We start from the raw sequence: 15825 nt of genomic DNA, 5'->3' as shown, positions 1-15825 counted from the left end.
ATCGTTTTTATGTTAGCGCAAGCATGCCCGCGATTCGGCTTTGGGACAAGCTGCCTCTCTCCACGCGGCGCGGCGGGCGGACACACGTTCGACTATAATTGGCGACCACTTTCCAGCGCATTTTTCACGGATATCTTACGCACGCGGCATGCCTTTCGACCTCGAGAAACACCTCCCCAAAGCAGGCCATCGTTTCGTCCTGCCGCTCCTCCACGGTTCGTCCGACGCCTACGCGCTGGCGGTTGCCGCCCTTGCTCTCAAGGCCCAGGGCCAGATGCTCACCGTCGTCGTGGCCAATGCCAGCGACGGCCAGCGGCTGCTCGATGAAATCCCGTGGTTCGCCGATGGCAAGCTGGCCTGCCACCTGCTGCCGGATTGGGAAACGCTGCCATACGATGCGTTCTCGCCGCACCAGGACCTGGTGTCCGAACGCCTGGCCACGCTGCACGAGATCCGTAACGGCCAGTGCGACGTGCTGATGGTGCCGGCGACCACGGCGCTGGTGCGCCTGGCGCCGCCGTCGTTCCTGGCGGCCTACACGTTCTTCTTCCGCCAGGGCGAACGCCTCGACGAAGTACGCCTGAAGGCGCAGCTCACACTGGCCGGCTACACGAACGTGTCGCAGGTGATGTCGCCGGGCGAGTACTCGGTGCGCGGCGGCCTGATTGACCTGTTCCCGATGGGCTCCGCCCTGCCCTACCGCCTTGACCTGTTCGGTGACGAGATCGAATCGATCCGCACGTTCGATGCCGACACCCAGCGCTCGCTGTACCCGGTGCGCGAAGTGCGCCTGCTGCCGGGCCGCGAATTCCCGATGGACGAAGCGGCAAGAACCGGCTTTCGTGGCCGCTGGCGCGAACGCTTCGAAGGCGACCCGTCACGCTCGCCGATTTACCGCGACATCGGCAACGGCATCGCCGCAGCCGGTATCGAGTACTACCTGCCGCTGTTCTTCGACTCGACGTCGACGCTGCTGGATTACCTGCCGGACGGGGCGTCGCTGGCACTGATCGGCGATATCGAAGGCGCCATCAACCGCTTCTGGATGGACACCGAGTCGCGCTACCGCTTCCTGAAAAGCGACCGTGAACGTCCGATCCTGGAGCCGACCGAACTGTTCCTGAGCGCCGAGCAGTTCTTCACCTGCATCAAGCCGCACGGCCGCTGGAATATCGCGCGCGACCCGCTCGCACCGGCCTCCGAACTGTCGGCGCCGATTCCCGACGTCGCCGTCAACCGCCGCCTCGACGATCCGCTGGCCAGTCTGCGCACGTACCTCGAGCGCAGCGACACGCGCGTGATGATCTGCGCCGATTCGGCCGGCCGGCGCGAAACACTGCAGCAGTACTTCAGCGAATACAGGCTCGATCTGGTGCCGGTCGAAGGCTTCGAGGGCTTCCGCGCGAGCGACGCCCGCCTGGCGCTGGGCGTGGCGCCGCTGCAGGCCGGCTTCGAGCTGCTCGATGCGGGCGCCGGCCACCTGGTCTTCATCACCGAGACCGAGCTGTATGCCGGTTCGGGCCGGCGCGCCGGCAAGAAGAAGCAGGAAGCGACGAGCCAGGTCGAATCGATGGTGCGCGACCTGTCCGAGCTCAAGATCGGCGACCCGGTCGTGCACATCAACCACGGCATCGGGCGCTACATGGGCCTGACCAGCATGGACCTGGGCGAAGGCGAGACCGAGTTCCTGCACCTGGAATACGCGAAGGACACGAAGCTGTACGTGCCGGTCTCGCAGTTGCACGTGATCGCGCGCTACTCGGGCACGGCCGCCGAAGACGCGCCGCTGCACTCGCTCGGCTCGGGCCAGTGGGAAAAGGCTAAGCGCAAGGCCGCCGAGCAGGTGCGCGATACCGCCGCCGAACTTCTGAACCTGTACGCGCGCCGCGCCCTGCGCCAGGGCCACGCGTTCGAGTATTCGAACGTCGACTACGAAAACTTCTCGCAGAGCTTCGGCTTCGAAGAGACGCCCGACCAGGCGGAGGCGATCCACAACGTCATCAAGGATATGACGTCGGGCCGCCCGATGGACCGGCTGGTGTGCGGCGACGTCGGCTTCGGCAAGACCGAAGTGGCGCTGCGCGCCGCCTTCATCGCCGTCATGGGTGGCAAGCAGGTCGCGATCCTGGCGCCGACGACGCTGCTGGCCGAGCAGCATGCGCAGACTTTCGCCGACCGCTTCGCCGACTGGCCCGTGAAGATCGCCGAGCTGTCGCGCTTCCGGACCGGCAAGGAGATCAACAACGCGATCAAGGGCATGGCTGACGGCACGCTCGACATCGTCATCGGCACCCACAAGCTGCTCTCGCCCGACGTGAAGTTCACGCGCCTGGGCCTGGTGATCATCGACGAAGAACACCGCTTCGGCGTGCGCCAGAAGGAAGCGCTGAAATCGCTGCGCGCCGAAGTCGATGTGCTCACGCTGACCGCGACGCCAATTCCGCGCACGCTGGGGATGGCGCTGGAAGGCTTGCGCGACTTTTCGATCATCGCCACCGCGCCGCAAAAGCGCCTGGCGATCAAAACTTTCGTACGGAGCGAAGACGGCTCGATCATCCGCGAGGCCTGCCTGCGTGAACTCAAGCGCGGCGGCCAGATCTACTTCCTGCACAACGAAGTCGACACCATCGAAAACCGTCTCACGATGCTGCAGGAGCTGCTGCCGGAAGCCCGCATCGGCGTGGCGCACGGCCAGATGCACGAACGCGACCTCGAAAAAGTCATGCGCGACTTCGTGGCGCAGCGCTTCAATATCCTGCTGTGCACGACCATCATCGAGACCGGCATCGACGTGCCGACCGCGAACACGATCATCATGCACCGCGCCGACAAGTTCGGCCTGGCGCAGCTGCACCAGCTGCGTGGGCGCGTTGGCCGCTCGCACCACCAGGCGTATGCCTACCTGCTGGTGAGCGACGTGCAAAACCTGACCAAGCAATCGCAGCGCCGCCTGGACGCCATCCAGCAGATGGAAGAACTGGGCAGCGGCTTCTACCTGGCCATGCATGACCTCGAAATCCGGGGCGCGGGCGAAGTCCTGGGCGAGAACCAGTCCGGCGAAATGCTGGAGATCGGCTTCCAGCTGTATTCGGACATGCTCAATGAGGCAGTGCGCTCGCTCAAGGCCGGCAAGGAACCCGACCTGGCCGCGCCGCTCTCGTCGACCACCGAGATCAATCTGCACGTGCCCGCCCTGCTCCCGGCCGACTACTGCGGCGACGTGCACGAGCGCCTGTCGATCTACAAGCGCCTGGCCAACTGCGAAAGCGCGGACCGTATCGACAGCATGCAGGAGGAACTGATCGACCGCTTCGGCAAGCTGCCCGAGCCCGTGAAGGCGCTGGTCGAGACGCACCGCCTGCGCATCGCCGCCAAGGCCGTGGGTATCGTCAAGATCGACGCCCATGGCGAAGCGGCCAGCCTGCAGTTCATGGAAAAGCCGCCGATCGATCCGATCAGGATCATCACGCTGATCCAGAAGAACCGCCACGTCAAGCTGGCTGGCCAGGACAAGCTGCGCATCACGGCCAGCATGCCCGACCTGTCGGCGCGCGTGAACCAGATCAAACAGACCATCAAACAACTACTCGCATGAACACGACGATGAATCTGGTGCTGCAAGGCCCGCAGGCCGATCCCGCCACACTGGCGCGCCTGGCGCAACTGGCCAGTCCGCAGCGCACCACGGCCCTGGGCGCGCATGCGCTGCGCTGCGAAGGCGTGGTGTTCAGCACTGACCTGAAAGAGCGCATTGATGCCGCTGCGTTCGAGGCAGGCGTGGACGCGACCTTCATCGCCCCCGGCCGCTCGCTGGCCGACGTGCGTCTGGTGGCGATGGACATGGATTCGACGCTGATCACGATCGAGTGCATCGACGAAATCGCCGACATGCAGGGCCTCAAGCCGCAAGTGTCCGAAATCACTGAAGCAGCGATGCGGGGCGAGCTCGATTTCTCGGAAAGCCTCAGGCGCCGCGTGGCCCTGCTGGCGGGGCTGGACGCGCGCGCGCTGCAGCGGGTGTACGACGAGCGCCTGCGCATCTCTCCGGGCGGCGAGGCGATGCTCAAGGCCGTACAGGCGGCCGGCATCAGGACGCTGCTGGTGTCGGGCGGGTTCACGTTCTTCACCGAGCGCCTCGGGGCGCGTCTGGGGCTCGATTACACACACGCGAACGTGCTTGAGATCGCGGATGGCAAGCTGACCGGCCGCGTCATCGGCGGGATCGTCGATGCAGAGGAAAAAAAACGTACCGTCGAGCGCGTGTGTGCTGAACTGGGCATCGCGCCATCGCAGGCGGTCGTGATGGGCGACGGCGCCAACGACCTCAGCATGATGAGTATTGCCGGGCTGTCAGTGGCATTTCGCGCCAAGCCGGTCGTGCGCGCGCAGGCCGATGTGGCACTGAACTTTTCCGGTTTGGATGGGTTGCTGACGATCCTGGCCTGACCAGCGCTCACGCATATGTACCGGTTTTTTTCGCGCTGTAACGAGGTGTAAAACCGTGCGCCACGTTGTCAGCAAGCTCGTATGATGGCTTCATGAGGAGGAGCGCCATGAAAAATCTTGCCATCATTATCGTGTCTCTGGGCGCGCTGGCCGGCTGCGCCGCGCCGGGGCCCTACTACAGCAATCAAGGCTATGCGCAACCGGCAGACTCGAGCCAGTGGCGTGTCGTATCCGTAACTCCAGTGCCAGTCGGCACCGGTGCACGTGTGGCGTCGTCTGGTGGCAGCACAGTCACATCGACCCCAGTGCCTGCAACAAGCTATTCGACCCCGTACTACACGCCGCAACAGCCGGTGTATGTCCAGCAGCAGCCGGTGTATGTGCAGCAGCCGGTGTATGTGCCGCAGCCGGTGTATGTCGAGCAGCCAAACTATTGGTATCCACCAATCTCGATCGGGCTGGGCTTCGACTTTGGCCGCAGCAGCTGGCGCGGCCATCGTGGCCGGGGATGGGGCGGAAGTATCGGGACGCATTTCCCGTACCGCAGATAATGTCCAACGAAGCCGGCCGATGCCGGCTTTTTTCATGCAGAAAAGCCGGGGTCAGGTCTGACATTTGGACACGATCTCGACAGTTGGCTGTCGAAACCAGATGGCACCAAGCCATTCTATTGCTGCTCAAGACGCCATTGAAAGTGGACAAGGCTGAGTTCGTGTCTGAATGTCAGACCTGACCCCGGCTGTGCCACATCCTCGCGCTTACGACAAATCGTGCAAATCTTTCTGCAGTGCTGGCTGTACGGAGAACTTGCTGAACAGTACCTCCAGACCACCACGCTTAGGAGTGCAGCACATGGGGCCGACGAGGTAATGGCCCGCCACGGGAAATGGTGCCAGACGCAGCAATGGCCACACGATACCATCGACCGAATACTGCGCCCTTACGGTGCCGGAACCAATGGTGACGCGGATCCAGAACCCGTCGCAGATAAACGGCGCAGGCATTACCGCCCAGTCGGACTTTTCGTTCGTCAACACGGTACTGAGCATCAATTGATCGTCTGAGAACTCGACACCGATCTTGATCCAGCGAGTCTCGTCGATCCTTACCATCAAACCCGCCTGGTCGTACAACGCCTGAAAGTCCGCGCGTACGTGCAGTTGAGCGGTGAAAGCATGATCGACAGGCCTGCCAAAGAAATGGCCATTGTCGTGAATAAAATCGTATTCGGTAATGCGCCAGAAGTCCGTGTTTTCACTGGTGATGACTTTTAGTGCGTCATGGTCGATCTGATGTTCGGGTGGCGTTTGAAGCCACGTGCATTCGTTGAACATGTAAGCTCTCTTTCATACTGTTTCGCTGCTTCACTAAAACGCATGTGCTTGGCAAAAAGCGGGGATCAGGTCTGACATTCGGACACGATCTCGACAATCGGGTAGCCAAAACCCGCTGGCACCGGGCAATGATAATACTGGTCAAGGTACCATTTTAAGTGTCGAAGGCTGAGGTCGTGTCCGAATGTCAGACCTGACCCCGGCTATACAATCAGCCACGCAAGCGCGGTTTGTGGATCAACTGCCGAACAGATCATGTGCATCGAGAATCGCCCAGGCGATCTCGGGCCGCATGGTCAAGCACCTCCGCACCGCTGCCGGCACGGATTGCCGTACCTTCTTGCACAGACCGGGCCGGTCTTCGAGCACGATCACGATGCCGCGCACGCTGCGCACTTCGTTTGGCCCCGGCGCGATGTGCAGCGTGGCGCCGATGTTCTTGTGGATCAGTCCCTGCACGTGCTGCAGGTCGGCGAGACTGTCGACTCGCTCGATCCGCTCGATCAGCTTGAGTTCTTGCTGGCGCGTGATCGTCAACGGGCGCTGATCCAGCTGCGGGTCGGCCAGGACGCGCGCCCGATCGCAAACGCAGGCGCCGGGCGGGCACTCGACGCGCAGGGGCACGGCGGCGGGCTGCGGGCCTGCAGTCGGGCCCGGCTCTGACTGGACGGCGGTGAATGAGTTCACTCGGATTGCGCAGTGACGTTTGGACTCGCTGATTCTACCCCGCCCTGGTCGCCCGACGGACCTACTTCATGCCCCATCAGTTCGAGCGCATTGGGCACGGCCGCGCCCTCGGCTGTATTGTCGAAGATGCACCATACCGTGCGGCCTGCCGCGACCTCGCGAGCGATGCGGCTGCGCCAGCGGGCAATCTCGTCGCCCGGATACGCCGAGTAATAGATGCGCGGCGCGCCGTGCAAGCGCACGTAGACGTGGGTATCGCTCGTCGGCTCGTGCGCCCCTGGCTGGCCGGCAGCAGGATCCGCGATGACGCGCACAATGCCGCACTCGCGCAGCGTCGCCGTGGCAGATTCCGAGAACCAGCTGGCGTGACGCGCTTCGAACGCGATGCTGCACCCGAAACGTTCACGCACCTGCCCAAAGAACGCATGCGCCAGTACGTCATCGAAACCGAAACGCGGCGGTAGCTGGACCAGCAGGCAGCCCAGCTTGTCGCCCAGCATGCCGGCTTCGCCCTGGAACCGGTCAAGCAGCGCGTCGACATCGCGAAGCCTGGCATCATGCGTGATCGCGCGCGGCACCTTGACCGCGAAGCGGAAGTGTTCGGGCACGCTGGCGGCCCAGCGCGCGTAGGTTTCGGGTTTGTGGGGCCGGTAGAACGACGAATTGATTTCCACGGCCGGAAATACGGCGGCGTAGCGTTCGAGGTGGCTTCCCTCTGCCGGAAACGCGGCGAAGTCCTTGCTCCCAAGGCTCCAGCCGGCACAACCGACCAGCAGGCGGCCAGGCATATTCTGCTCAGGCATACGATCGTCTCATTTGTATTATTGCAACCATTCTAGCGAGCGGAGGCAGCGGGCGGCGCATGGAAGCGCTGGCGACGTCGAGACCAGGCCCCGCTTACAATAAGAACATCGTATCGAACGGAGGAAGCCAGCATGACCGAACCAACCCACATCGTTTGCCCGCACTGCGACGCCGTCAACCGCATGCCACAGTCGCGCCTGCAGGACGCGCCGACCTGCGGCAAATGCACGCAGTCCCTGTTCACGGGGCGTCCGCTGGACGTCGACAGCGCGCGTTTCGAGCGCCACATCGGCCGCAACGATATTCCCGTACTGGTGGACTTCTGGGCCGAATGGTGTGGCCCGTGCAAGATGATGGCGCCAGCGTATGCCCAGGCGGCCGGGCAACTCGAGCCAGCCGTACGCCTGTTGAAAGTGGACACCGAGCGCGCGCAGGATCTATCGGCGCGCTTTGCGATCCGCAGCATCCCGACACTCGCGCTGTTCAAGGGCGGCCGCGAAATCGCGCGCCAGTCCGGTGCGATGGATGCGATGCGCCTATCCGCCTGGGTGCGCCAGCACACTGGGTAAAGCGGCGCGATAGCGACCGCTGATGGTGCTGCTACAATGGCAACAAAGGGGGTTGTCCCCGCACGAGGAGACGGTATGTCGCAAGAACTGATTCTGGAACGAGGCGTCGAAGACAACAAGCACTGGGCGCGCATCCTGTATGTGATCCACGCGCTGACATTCTTCTTTTCGCTCGGCATGCTGTCGATCGTGCCGGTGATCGTCAACTACGTGAAGCGTCCGGACACGGCCGGTACGATGGTCTACACGCACCACACGTGGATGATCCGCTCGTTCTGGTGGTACGTGGTGTGGATGGCGGTTGGTGCGGTGCTGTTCGCCACCATCATCGGCATTCCTGCCGCGTGGGTGGTCTGGCCCGTGGCATGGGTCTGGAAAGCCTATCGCCTGATCCGCGGCTTCATTGATTTGAACAACAACCGCGCAATGCCGGTGTAAAGAAATGGGGCCAGCGGCCCCATTTTTCATGTCATAACGCGTCGAAGGCCTGGGCCAGATCGGCGATCAGGTCGGCAGGGTCTTCCAGGCCCACATTGAAGCGCACCAGTACCCCGCCCTCCCACCGATCCCGCAAGCTGTTGATCCGATATGGCATCACAAGGCTGTTGGGTCCGCCCCAGCTATAGCCGATGCCAAACAGCGTCAGCGCATCGACCATGCGATCGACCTGCGCTTCGTCGAAGCGTGCGTCGAACACCACCGAGAACAAGCCGCCCGCCCCCGTGAAATCGCGCTGCCAGAACGCATGGCCCGGGCAATCCTCGAATGCCGGATGCAGCACCTTTGCGATCTCGGGCCGCGCCTTGAACCAGGCTGCCAGTTCGCGCGCGCTGGCGTCGTGCCGCTCGAAGCGCATCTTCATCGTCGGCAAACCGCGCTGCACGAGATACGCATCGTCGGGGCTCACACCCAGGCCCAGGCGCATGTGCGCCAGCGCCAGCCGGTCGTTCAACGCGCGGTCGCGCGTGATCACGGCGCCCATCAAGAGGTCGGCGCCGCCCGACTGGTACTTGGTCAGCGCGTGCATGACGATGTCGGCGCCAAGATCGAACCCGCGCAGCGCCAGGCCCGCCGACCACGTGTTATCGAGCGCCACGAGCACGCGCCGCTTGTGGGCTGCATCGCACAGCGCCGGCAGGTCGGGCACTTCCATCGACACCGAGCCTGGCGCCTCGGCCCACAGCAGTTTGGTGTTCGGCTGGATCAGCGCGGCGATGCCGGCGCCGATCATCGGATCGTAGTAGCGCGCGGTGACGCCGAAATCGGCGCTCAGCCAGCGGCCCAGTTCACGGTTCGGGTTGTAGACGTTCTCGGGCAACAGGACATCGTCGCCGCTTTTGAGCAGCGCAAAGTCGACCATCGCGATCGCCGCCAGGCCCGATGGCGTGAGCAGGCAATGGTTGCCGCCCTCGATCTCGGCCAGCTTGCCTTCGAGCGTGAACGTGGTCGGGGTGCCGTGCAAGCCGTAGGTATAGGCGGTCTTGTCTTTCCACTGGCTCGCGCGCATTGCCGCCGTATTCGCAAACAGCACGGTCGACGCGCGGTGCGTCGCCGGCGGGAAGGCATCGAACCCCGCCGGCGCGACATAGTCGCTATGCACCAGCGTGGTCTGGATCGACTTGGCGCTCATGAGCTCAGCTGCTTAGACGGGGTTAGCCCACAGGTCGTGCGCATCAGCCTTCGTGATGACGACATCGGCGAACTGGCCGACGACCAGTTTGCTCTTGCCTGGCACGAGTGGCCGCTTGATGTGCACGACGCCGTCGATCTCGGGCGCATCGGCGCTCGAACGGCCGATCGCTTCGCGGGCGCCGACTTCGTCGATCAGCACGCGCAGCGTCTTGCCGACCTTGGCCTGCAGGCGCTTGGCCGAGATCTCTTCTTGCAGCAGCATGACGCGCGCGCGGCGCTCTTCACGCACTTCTTCCGGCACCGGATTGTCGAGCAGGTTCGCCGTTGCGCCTTCGACCGGCGAATAGGCAAAGCAGCCCAGGCGATCGATCTGCGCTTCTTTCAGGAAGTCGAGCAGATACTCGAACTCGGCCTCGGTCTCGCCCGGGAAGCCAGCGATGAAGGTCGAACGGATCGTCAGGTCCGGGTTCATCGAACGCCATTTCAGGATGCGCTCGAGGTTGCGCTCGCCGCTGGCCGGGCGCTTCATGCGCTTCAGGACATCCGGATGCGCGTGCTGCATCGGAATGTCGAGGTACGGCAGCACGTGGCCATCGCCCATGAACGGGATCGCATGGTCGACGTGCGGGTATGGATAGACGTAATGCAGGCGCACCCAGGCGTCGTACTGGCGCGCGAGCTGGCCCAGCGCTTCGACTAGCTGCGTCATGTGCGTCTTGATCGGGCGGCCATTCCAGAAACCGGTGCGGAACTTGACGTCCACGCCGTAGGCGCTGGTGTCCTGCGAGATCACGAGCAGTTCCTTGACGCCCGATTTGAACAGGTTCTCGGCTTCGACCAGCACTTCGTCGATGCGGCGCGAGACCAGATCGCCGCGCATCGACGGGATGATGCAGAAGCTGCAGCGGTGGTTGCAGCCTTCGGAAATCTTCAGATAGGCGTAGTGCTTCGGCGTGAGTTTCACGCCGTGGTCCGGCACCAGGTCGATGAACGGATCGTGCGGCTTCGGCAGGTGCAGGTGGACCGAGTCCATCACCTCGGCCAGCGCATGCGGGCCGGTCACGGCCAGCACCTTCGGGTGTACCTTGGTGATGATGTCGTCGCCCGCGGCGTCCTTCTTGGCGCCCAGGCAGCCGGTGACGATCACCTTGCCGTTTTCGGCGAGCGCTTCGCCGATGGCGTCGAGCGACTCCTGCACGGCGGCGTCGATGAAGCCACAGGTATTGACGATCACGAGGTCCGCACCGTCATACGAGTTGGCGGTTTGATAGCCTTCGGCGCGCAGCTGGGTCAGGATCTGCTCAGAATCGACCAGCGCTTTCGGGCAGCCAAGCGAGACAAAGCCGACCTTCGGCGCGATCACGCCGGGCATGGGCGCCGGAATGATGACGCCAGGCGCCTTGGCTGCGGCAGCCAGGCTGCTAGAGTTGGCGGAAGGACTACGACGAAGTTCAGTCATGGGCAGCGGAAAAGTGTTTGGGCAATCCGCGATTGTACCTGAACCGGGCCTCGAAGGTGAGGCCCTGCTGCCCCAATACCGGGTGGTTTATTTCTTGTCGGTCGGCGGGGGCGTCATGCCCGGGAATGGAAACACACCGAACATCGCCTTGCTCTGACTCTGCATCTGTTCCTGCATCTGGATGAACAGGTTCTTGCTCTGGTCGATATAGTTGTTCATCATGCCCTGCATCATCGGACCCTGGACGTTCATGAACTGGGTCCACATCTCGGGGCTGAATGGCTTGCCCTCAATGGCGCCGGCGGCGTTGCTGGTGAATTTGTGCTGGATGTCGGTGAATGCCTGGACGTTCTTTTCCAGGTACGAACCCATCATGCCCTGCATCGCGTGGCCGTAGTAGCGGATGATTTGCGAGAGTACCGAGCTCGAGAACATCGGCACGCCATTCGCTTCTTCTTCAAGAATGATCTGAAGCAGGATCGCGCGGGTCAGGTCTTCGCTGCTCTTGGCGTCGACCACCGTGAAATCGTCGGCGTCGAGCACCAATTGCTTGACGTCCGACAGCGTGATGTAGGAACTGGTCTGCGTGTCGTACAGGCGACGGTTCGGGTATTTCTTGATCAGGCGTTCTGCACTCTTCTTCACACTGCTCATCTCTGGTTCCATGGTCTGCGGCGCTGCTTCGTGAGCCGCGCACTTATGATTATTCTGGCCGGCGTGGCCGGCCCGTCTCCACCCGACCCACGGCCAGATCGACCGTGGGGGATAACAGACACCTTACCATGCAATTGTGGCGGTTGCAGCAATTACCAGATGCATCACAAGTATGGCTTTTATGTCAATACGTAGCATCGACTGCTAGTCGGCCCTGACTTGCACATAGCGCCCCGGCGCTGGCTCGGATGGTGGATAGTCGCTGCTCCCAGCGGCGGCTGGGGCCGGCACTTGCGCGCCGCCGTTCTCCGCCAGAAATTTTGCCCACTCAGGCCACCAACTGCCTTTGTGCTCTGCAGCACTCTCGAACCAGGCAGCATCCGTCTTGGGCCGCGACTTGCCGCCCTTGTCGTTGGCCCAGTAACTGCGCTTGTTTTTCGAGGCCGGGTTGATGACGCCGGCGATATGGCCCGACGCACCCAGCACGAAGCGGTTCGCTTTCGGGTTGCCGGGATTGAGCAGCTGCATCGAGGCGAATGCCGCCGTCCACGGCACGATATGGTCTTCTTTCGAGCCATACACGAACACCGGCGCGTCGATGGCGCCCAGATTGATCGGCACGCCGCACACCGTCAGCGCGCCCGGTTGCTTCAGCTTGTTCTCCAGGTACATATTGCGCAAGTACCAGCAGAACATCGGGCCCGGCAGATTGGTGCTGTCGGCATTCCAGTACAGCAGATCGAAGGCCGGTGGTTCCTTGCCCTTCAGGTAATTCTGCTGGACATAGTTCCAGACCAGGTCGTTCGGGCGCAGCGACGAGAACGTCGTCGCCAGGTCGCGGCCCGGCATCAGGCCGCCAGCGGCGAGCTTCTGCTCACGCAGCGCCACCTGGGTTTCGTCGATGAATACTTCGAGCACGCCGGCATCCGAAAAGTCCAGCAACGTCGTCAGCAGCGACAGGCTGGCGGCCGGCTGGCGTCCACGCGCCGCCAGCACGGCCAACGCGGTGGCGGCGATGGTGCCGCCGACGCAGAAGCCGAACACGTGCGCTTTCTCCTGCCCGGTAATTTCGGCGACGACGTCGAGCGCGCGGATCGCGCCATCTTCGACGTAGTCGTCCCAGCGCAGGTGCGACTGGCTGCGATCCGGATTGCCCCAGGAGACCATGAACACGGTATGGCCCTGCTCCACCACGTAGCGCACCAGCGAATTCTCGGGCTGCAGGTCGAGGATATAAAACTTGTTGATGCACGGCGGGATCATGACCAGCGGCACGCTGTGCACGTTCGCCGTGGTCGGCGTGTACTGGATCAGCTGGAACAAATCGTTTTCGAATACGACCTGGCCAGCCGTATTGCCGACATTGCGGCCCACTTCGAAGGCTGTTTCGTCGGATTGCGAAATGCGGCCCTTCTGCATGTCGGTCAGCATATTGCTCAAGCCCTTGGTCAGGCTTTCACCCTGGGTCTCGATCATGTGCTGCTGCGCTTCCGGATTCGTGGCCAGGAAGTTAGCCGGCGACATGGCGTCGATCATCTGCTGCACCGAGAAGCGCAGCTTCTGGCGCTCGCGCGGGCCAACCTCGACCGCATCGGCCATGGCCATCATGCATTCGGCGTTGAGCAGGTACGAGGCGGCCGAGAACGCCGACAGCGGATTGCCGCGCCATTCGGCTGCGGCGAAGCGCCGGTCGCTCAGCTCGGGCGTCTTGCCCAGCATGACGTCTTGCCACAGCTGAGTTGCTTTCTTGAGATAATCGTCACGGATCGCTTCCATGCGTGCCGTGTCGATGCTGGCGCCGGCATCTTTCAGGAAGCCGGCCAGCGGACTGGCGCCGCCCGGGGCTGGCATGGCAGGCATGGCTGGCATGGTGGACATCATCGTCATCCAGGGTTGCCAGGCGGCAGGGTCGGACCATTGGGACAACCAGGCAGCGGCAAGCGCTTGTGGATCAGGCATGTTCATGTGGGCATCCGTTGTTAGAATCGCGTCTCTTCAACCAGGAACTACAACAAGGAACTACTGCATGTGGATCGTTGCCATTGCCTGGATATACGTTGTGGTGCTCATGGCGGCGACCGAGCCGACCGTCGTGGCCGGCATCATGACGTTCGCGTTTTATTGCGCACTGCCATTATCCATACTTTTTTATATCACTGGCGCGAAACGGCGCCGGCAGCGCGGGCAAAAGCCGCAGCCACGGCGTCAGGTCGGTACACGGCGGGAGTCGCCCGCTGACGACATGGATGACGGCGGCGGTGACGGCGACTGAGCCGTACCGCATCGCACGCCGGATCTAGTTGAGCCAGATGACGCTGGCCTGGCGGCCGGTGACGCCATCGCGGCGATAGGAATAAAAGCGCTCCGGCGCACTGGCCGTACACAGCCCGCCACCATGCACGCGTTCGACGCCGTCACGCGCCAGAGCCAAACGTGCCAGCGTGAACATGTCAGCGAGGTATTTACCGGGACGACCCGGATAGGCAGAGAAGCAGGCACGTATTGCGTCGCCCGGCAGCACCGCGGCAAATGCCGCCACTACGTCGTCGCCAACCTCGAACGCATCGGGACCGATTGCCGGCCCCATCCACGCTGTGATCTCGCCCGCGCCGGCCGCACGCATGGCGCGCACGGTGGCGCCCAGCACGCCGCCGGCCAGTCCGCGCCAGCCGGCGTGCGCCGCGCCCACCACCTTGCCATCCAGATCGGCGAACAGCACCGGCAGGCAATCGGCAGTCAGGATGGCGCACACGACGCCAGGCATCGTGGCGATGCTGGCGTCGCCCGTGCGCACCGGCTGGTCGGCGCCCACGGTGCCGGCGTCGACAACGTCGGCGCCATGCACCTGGGCGATCCAGGCCGGACGGCCCGGCAGCCAGGCCTGCAGCAAGGCGCGGTTGGCGGCGACAGCGTCTGGCGCGTCGTTCACGTGCAGGCCCAGATTCAGGCCCCCGCCACCCTTGCCGTCGTCGTACGGACCGACCGAGACGCCGCCACCGCGGCTGGTCGCCAGCGCGCCGACGGTTGCCGGCAAGTCAGGCCAATCGGGCCAGACCAAGGCCGACCGGTCCAGCGCGGTCATGCGCGGTAAGTGACGACGCCGTTGTCGTCGTCAGCGGCAGCCTCGATCGCCGTGCCGAACTCGCCCAGTTCCGGCTCTTCGATACCTGCCCGCGCGATCAGCTCGGCGAAATCGTCGGCCAGCGGCACGGTCCATTCGCACTGCTCACCGGTGGCCGGATGCACGAGGCCGAGGCGACGCGCCTGCAGCGCCTGGCGCGGGAACACCGGCGTCAGGTGACGCTTGCCATAGACGGCATCGCCGACGAGCGAAAAGCCCAGCGACTGCATGTGCACGCGAATCTGGTGGGTGCGGCCAGTCTCCAGGCGGCAACGCACCAGCGTGACCGGACGCCGATCGAGCTCGCCCGAAATGACGCGCTCGTAATGGGTGATCGCCGGCTTGGCAAACGGGCTGCTCGAGACCGCCATCTTGACGCGATCTTTTGCGTCGCGCCCCATCGGGCTGTCGATCGTGCCCGACAGGCGCGGCGTGCCCCATACCAGCGCAAAGTATTCGCGCTTGACGGTGCGCGCCTGCAGCTGGCGCACGAGATCGGTTTGCGCGGCGAGCGTCTTGCCGACGACCATCAGGCCACTGGTATCCTTGTCGAGACGGTGGACGATGCCGGCGCGCGGCACGCCGACCAGTTGCGGGCAGTGATGCAGCAGGCCGTTGAGCAGCGTGCCGGTCCAGTTGCCCGAACCCGGGTGCACGACGAGGCCCGCCGGCTTGTTGACGACCATGATGTCGTCGTCTTCGTACACGATGGTGAGATCCATCGCTTCCGGCGCGAACGCCGTGTCTTCAGGCGCAGCTTGTGGGACGACGACAATGGCTTCATCGCCATAGGCCGTGTCCTTGCCCCGGGCCGGTTTACCGTCCACCGTGATGTGGCCGCTTTCGAACCATTGCTGCAAGCGGCTGCGCGAGAACTGGGGCACCAGGCCAGCCACTACCTTGTCGAGGCGCTGGCCGCAGTGTTCCTCTTGCAGCGCCAGGGTAATGGGCGACAGATCGGTGCCTGGCAACGGGACGAACCCGATCTCCAGTTCATCGTCAAAATCAGGGTCAATCGGTAAATCCGCCGGATTCGGCGCAGGAGTTAATATCACGTGAGTCCCATCGGCTATAATCAGCCGTTCGTTGAATCTAGGTAAAACATTTCTTGCAAAAAGC

General features: G+C 63.4%; 15 protein-coding genes. 6 read left to right on the top strand and 9 right to left on the bottom strand.

Annotated elements, in window-relative coordinates:
- The first annotated feature begins 148 nt into the window (after window positions 1–148).
- The 3 genes from mfd (at window position 149) to NX775_RS21595 (ending at window position 4997) form a co-directional block, all read left to right on the top strand.
- Window positions 149–3595 (top strand): transcription-repair coupling factor, encoded by a 3447-nt coding sequence (mfd, locus tag NX775_RS21605; protein ID WP_258837834.1) that lies wholly within the window; start codon window positions 149–151, stop codon window positions 3593–3595.
- Complete coding sequence (gene serB, locus NX775_RS21600) at window positions 3592–4446, top strand: phosphoserine phosphatase SerB (RefSeq protein ID WP_370660608.1); 855 nt, start codon at window positions 3592–3594, stop codon at window positions 4444–4446. Before mfd ends, serB begins: the two co-directional genes overlap by 4 nt.
- A 107-nt stretch (window positions 4447–4553) precedes the next feature.
- A complete protein-coding gene (locus NX775_RS21595; protein ID WP_258837833.1) occupies window positions 4554–4997 on the top strand; it encodes a hypothetical protein in 444 nt (147 codons plus the stop codon).
- A gap of 207 nt (window positions 4998–5204) precedes the next feature.
- Here NX775_RS21595 and NX775_RS21590 read toward each other — a convergent pair whose 3' ends face one another.
- The 3 genes from NX775_RS21590 to NX775_RS21580 all read right to left on the bottom strand — a co-directional run bounded on the left by NX775_RS21590 (window position 5205) and on the right by NX775_RS21580 (window position 7270).
- Window positions 5205–5780 carry a DUF1349 domain-containing protein gene (locus NX775_RS21590; RefSeq protein WP_258837832.1) on the bottom strand — a complete coding sequence of 192 codons (576 nt, stop codon included), beginning with the start codon at window positions 5778–5780 and terminating at the stop codon, window positions 5205–5207.
- 237 nt (window positions 5781–6017) lie between these two features.
- Window positions 6018–6404: a hypothetical protein gene (locus tag NX775_RS21585; protein ID WP_258837866.1), complete on the bottom strand. Its 387-nt coding sequence runs from the start codon at window positions 6402–6404 to the stop codon at window positions 6018–6020.
- A gap of 59 nt (window positions 6405–6463) precedes the next feature.
- Complete coding sequence (locus NX775_RS21580; RefSeq protein WP_258837831.1) at window positions 6464–7270, bottom strand: DUF72 domain-containing protein; 807 nt, start codon at window positions 7268–7270, stop codon at window positions 6464–6466.
- Window positions 7271–7402: 132 nt separating this feature from the next.
- On the opposite strand from NX775_RS21580, the gene trxC reads away from it, so the two are divergent.
- Complete coding sequence (gene trxC / locus NX775_RS21575; RefSeq protein WP_258837830.1) at window positions 7403–7840, top strand: thioredoxin TrxC; 438 nt, start codon at window positions 7403–7405, stop codon at window positions 7838–7840.
- A gap of 75 nt (window positions 7841–7915) precedes the next feature.
- Window positions 7916–8278 (top strand): DUF4870 family protein, encoded by a 363-nt coding sequence (locus tag NX775_RS21570; RefSeq protein ID WP_258837829.1) that lies wholly within the window; start codon window positions 7916–7918, stop codon window positions 8276–8278.
- A 31-nt stretch (window positions 8279–8309) separates the two neighbouring features.
- Here NX775_RS21570 and NX775_RS21565 read toward each other — a convergent pair whose 3' ends face one another.
- The 4 genes from NX775_RS21565 to phaC all read right to left on the bottom strand — a co-directional run bounded on the left by NX775_RS21565 (window position 8310) and on the right by phaC (window position 13550).
- The gene (locus NX775_RS21565; protein ID WP_258837828.1) at window positions 8310–9470 is read right to left on the bottom strand and encodes a cystathionine beta-lyase; all 1161 of its coding nucleotides are present in this window, start codon (window positions 9468–9470) and stop codon (window positions 8310–8312) included.
- A 12-nt stretch (window positions 9471–9482) separates the two neighbouring features.
- On the bottom strand, window positions 9483–10844 hold the full coding sequence (gene rimO, locus NX775_RS21560; protein WP_258837865.1) for a 30S ribosomal protein S12 methylthiotransferase RimO: 1362 nt from the start codon (window positions 10842–10844) through the stop codon (window positions 9483–9485).
- 174 nt (window positions 10845–11018) lie between these two features.
- Window positions 11019–11585: a polyhydroxyalkanoate synthesis repressor PhaR gene (gene phaR / locus NX775_RS21555; protein ID WP_183551781.1), complete on the bottom strand. Its 567-nt coding sequence runs from the start codon at window positions 11583–11585 to the stop codon at window positions 11019–11021.
- 204 nt (window positions 11586–11789) lie between these two features.
- Window positions 11790–13550, bottom strand: a complete 1761-nt coding sequence (gene phaC, locus NX775_RS21550) for a class I poly(R)-hydroxyalkanoic acid synthase (RefSeq protein WP_258837827.1) — start codon at window positions 13548–13550, stop codon at window positions 11790–11792.
- Between the two features lie 61 nt (window positions 13551–13611).
- On the opposite strand from phaC, the gene NX775_RS21545 reads away from it, so the two are divergent.
- Window positions 13612–13857, top strand: coding sequence for a hypothetical protein (locus tag NX775_RS21545; protein WP_258837826.1), 246 nt, complete (start codon window positions 13612–13614; stop codon window positions 13855–13857).
- 24 nt (window positions 13858–13881) lie between these two features.
- On the opposite strand, the gene pgeF is transcribed toward NX775_RS21545, so the two are convergent.
- Window positions 13882–14667: a peptidoglycan editing factor PgeF gene (gene pgeF, locus NX775_RS21540; protein WP_258837825.1), complete on the bottom strand. Its 786-nt coding sequence runs from the start codon at window positions 14665–14667 to the stop codon at window positions 13882–13884.
- Window positions 14664–15761, bottom strand: coding sequence for an RluA family pseudouridine synthase (locus tag NX775_RS21535; protein ID WP_258837824.1), 1098 nt, complete (start codon window positions 15759–15761; stop codon window positions 14664–14666). The genes pgeF and NX775_RS21535 overlap by 4 nt, the downstream gene beginning before the upstream one ends.
- Window positions 15762–15825 lie beyond the last annotated feature (64 nt).

Origin of the sequence: Massilia aurea, assembly GCF_024753205.1 — a bacterium.
In the GTDB taxonomy this organism is placed as follows: domain Bacteria; phylum Pseudomonadota; class Gammaproteobacteria; order Burkholderiales; family Burkholderiaceae_D; genus Telluria; species Telluria aurea.
The sequence above is the reverse complement of the archived record's forward strand: the minus strand, read 5'-3'. Positions and strand labels throughout refer to the sequence as shown.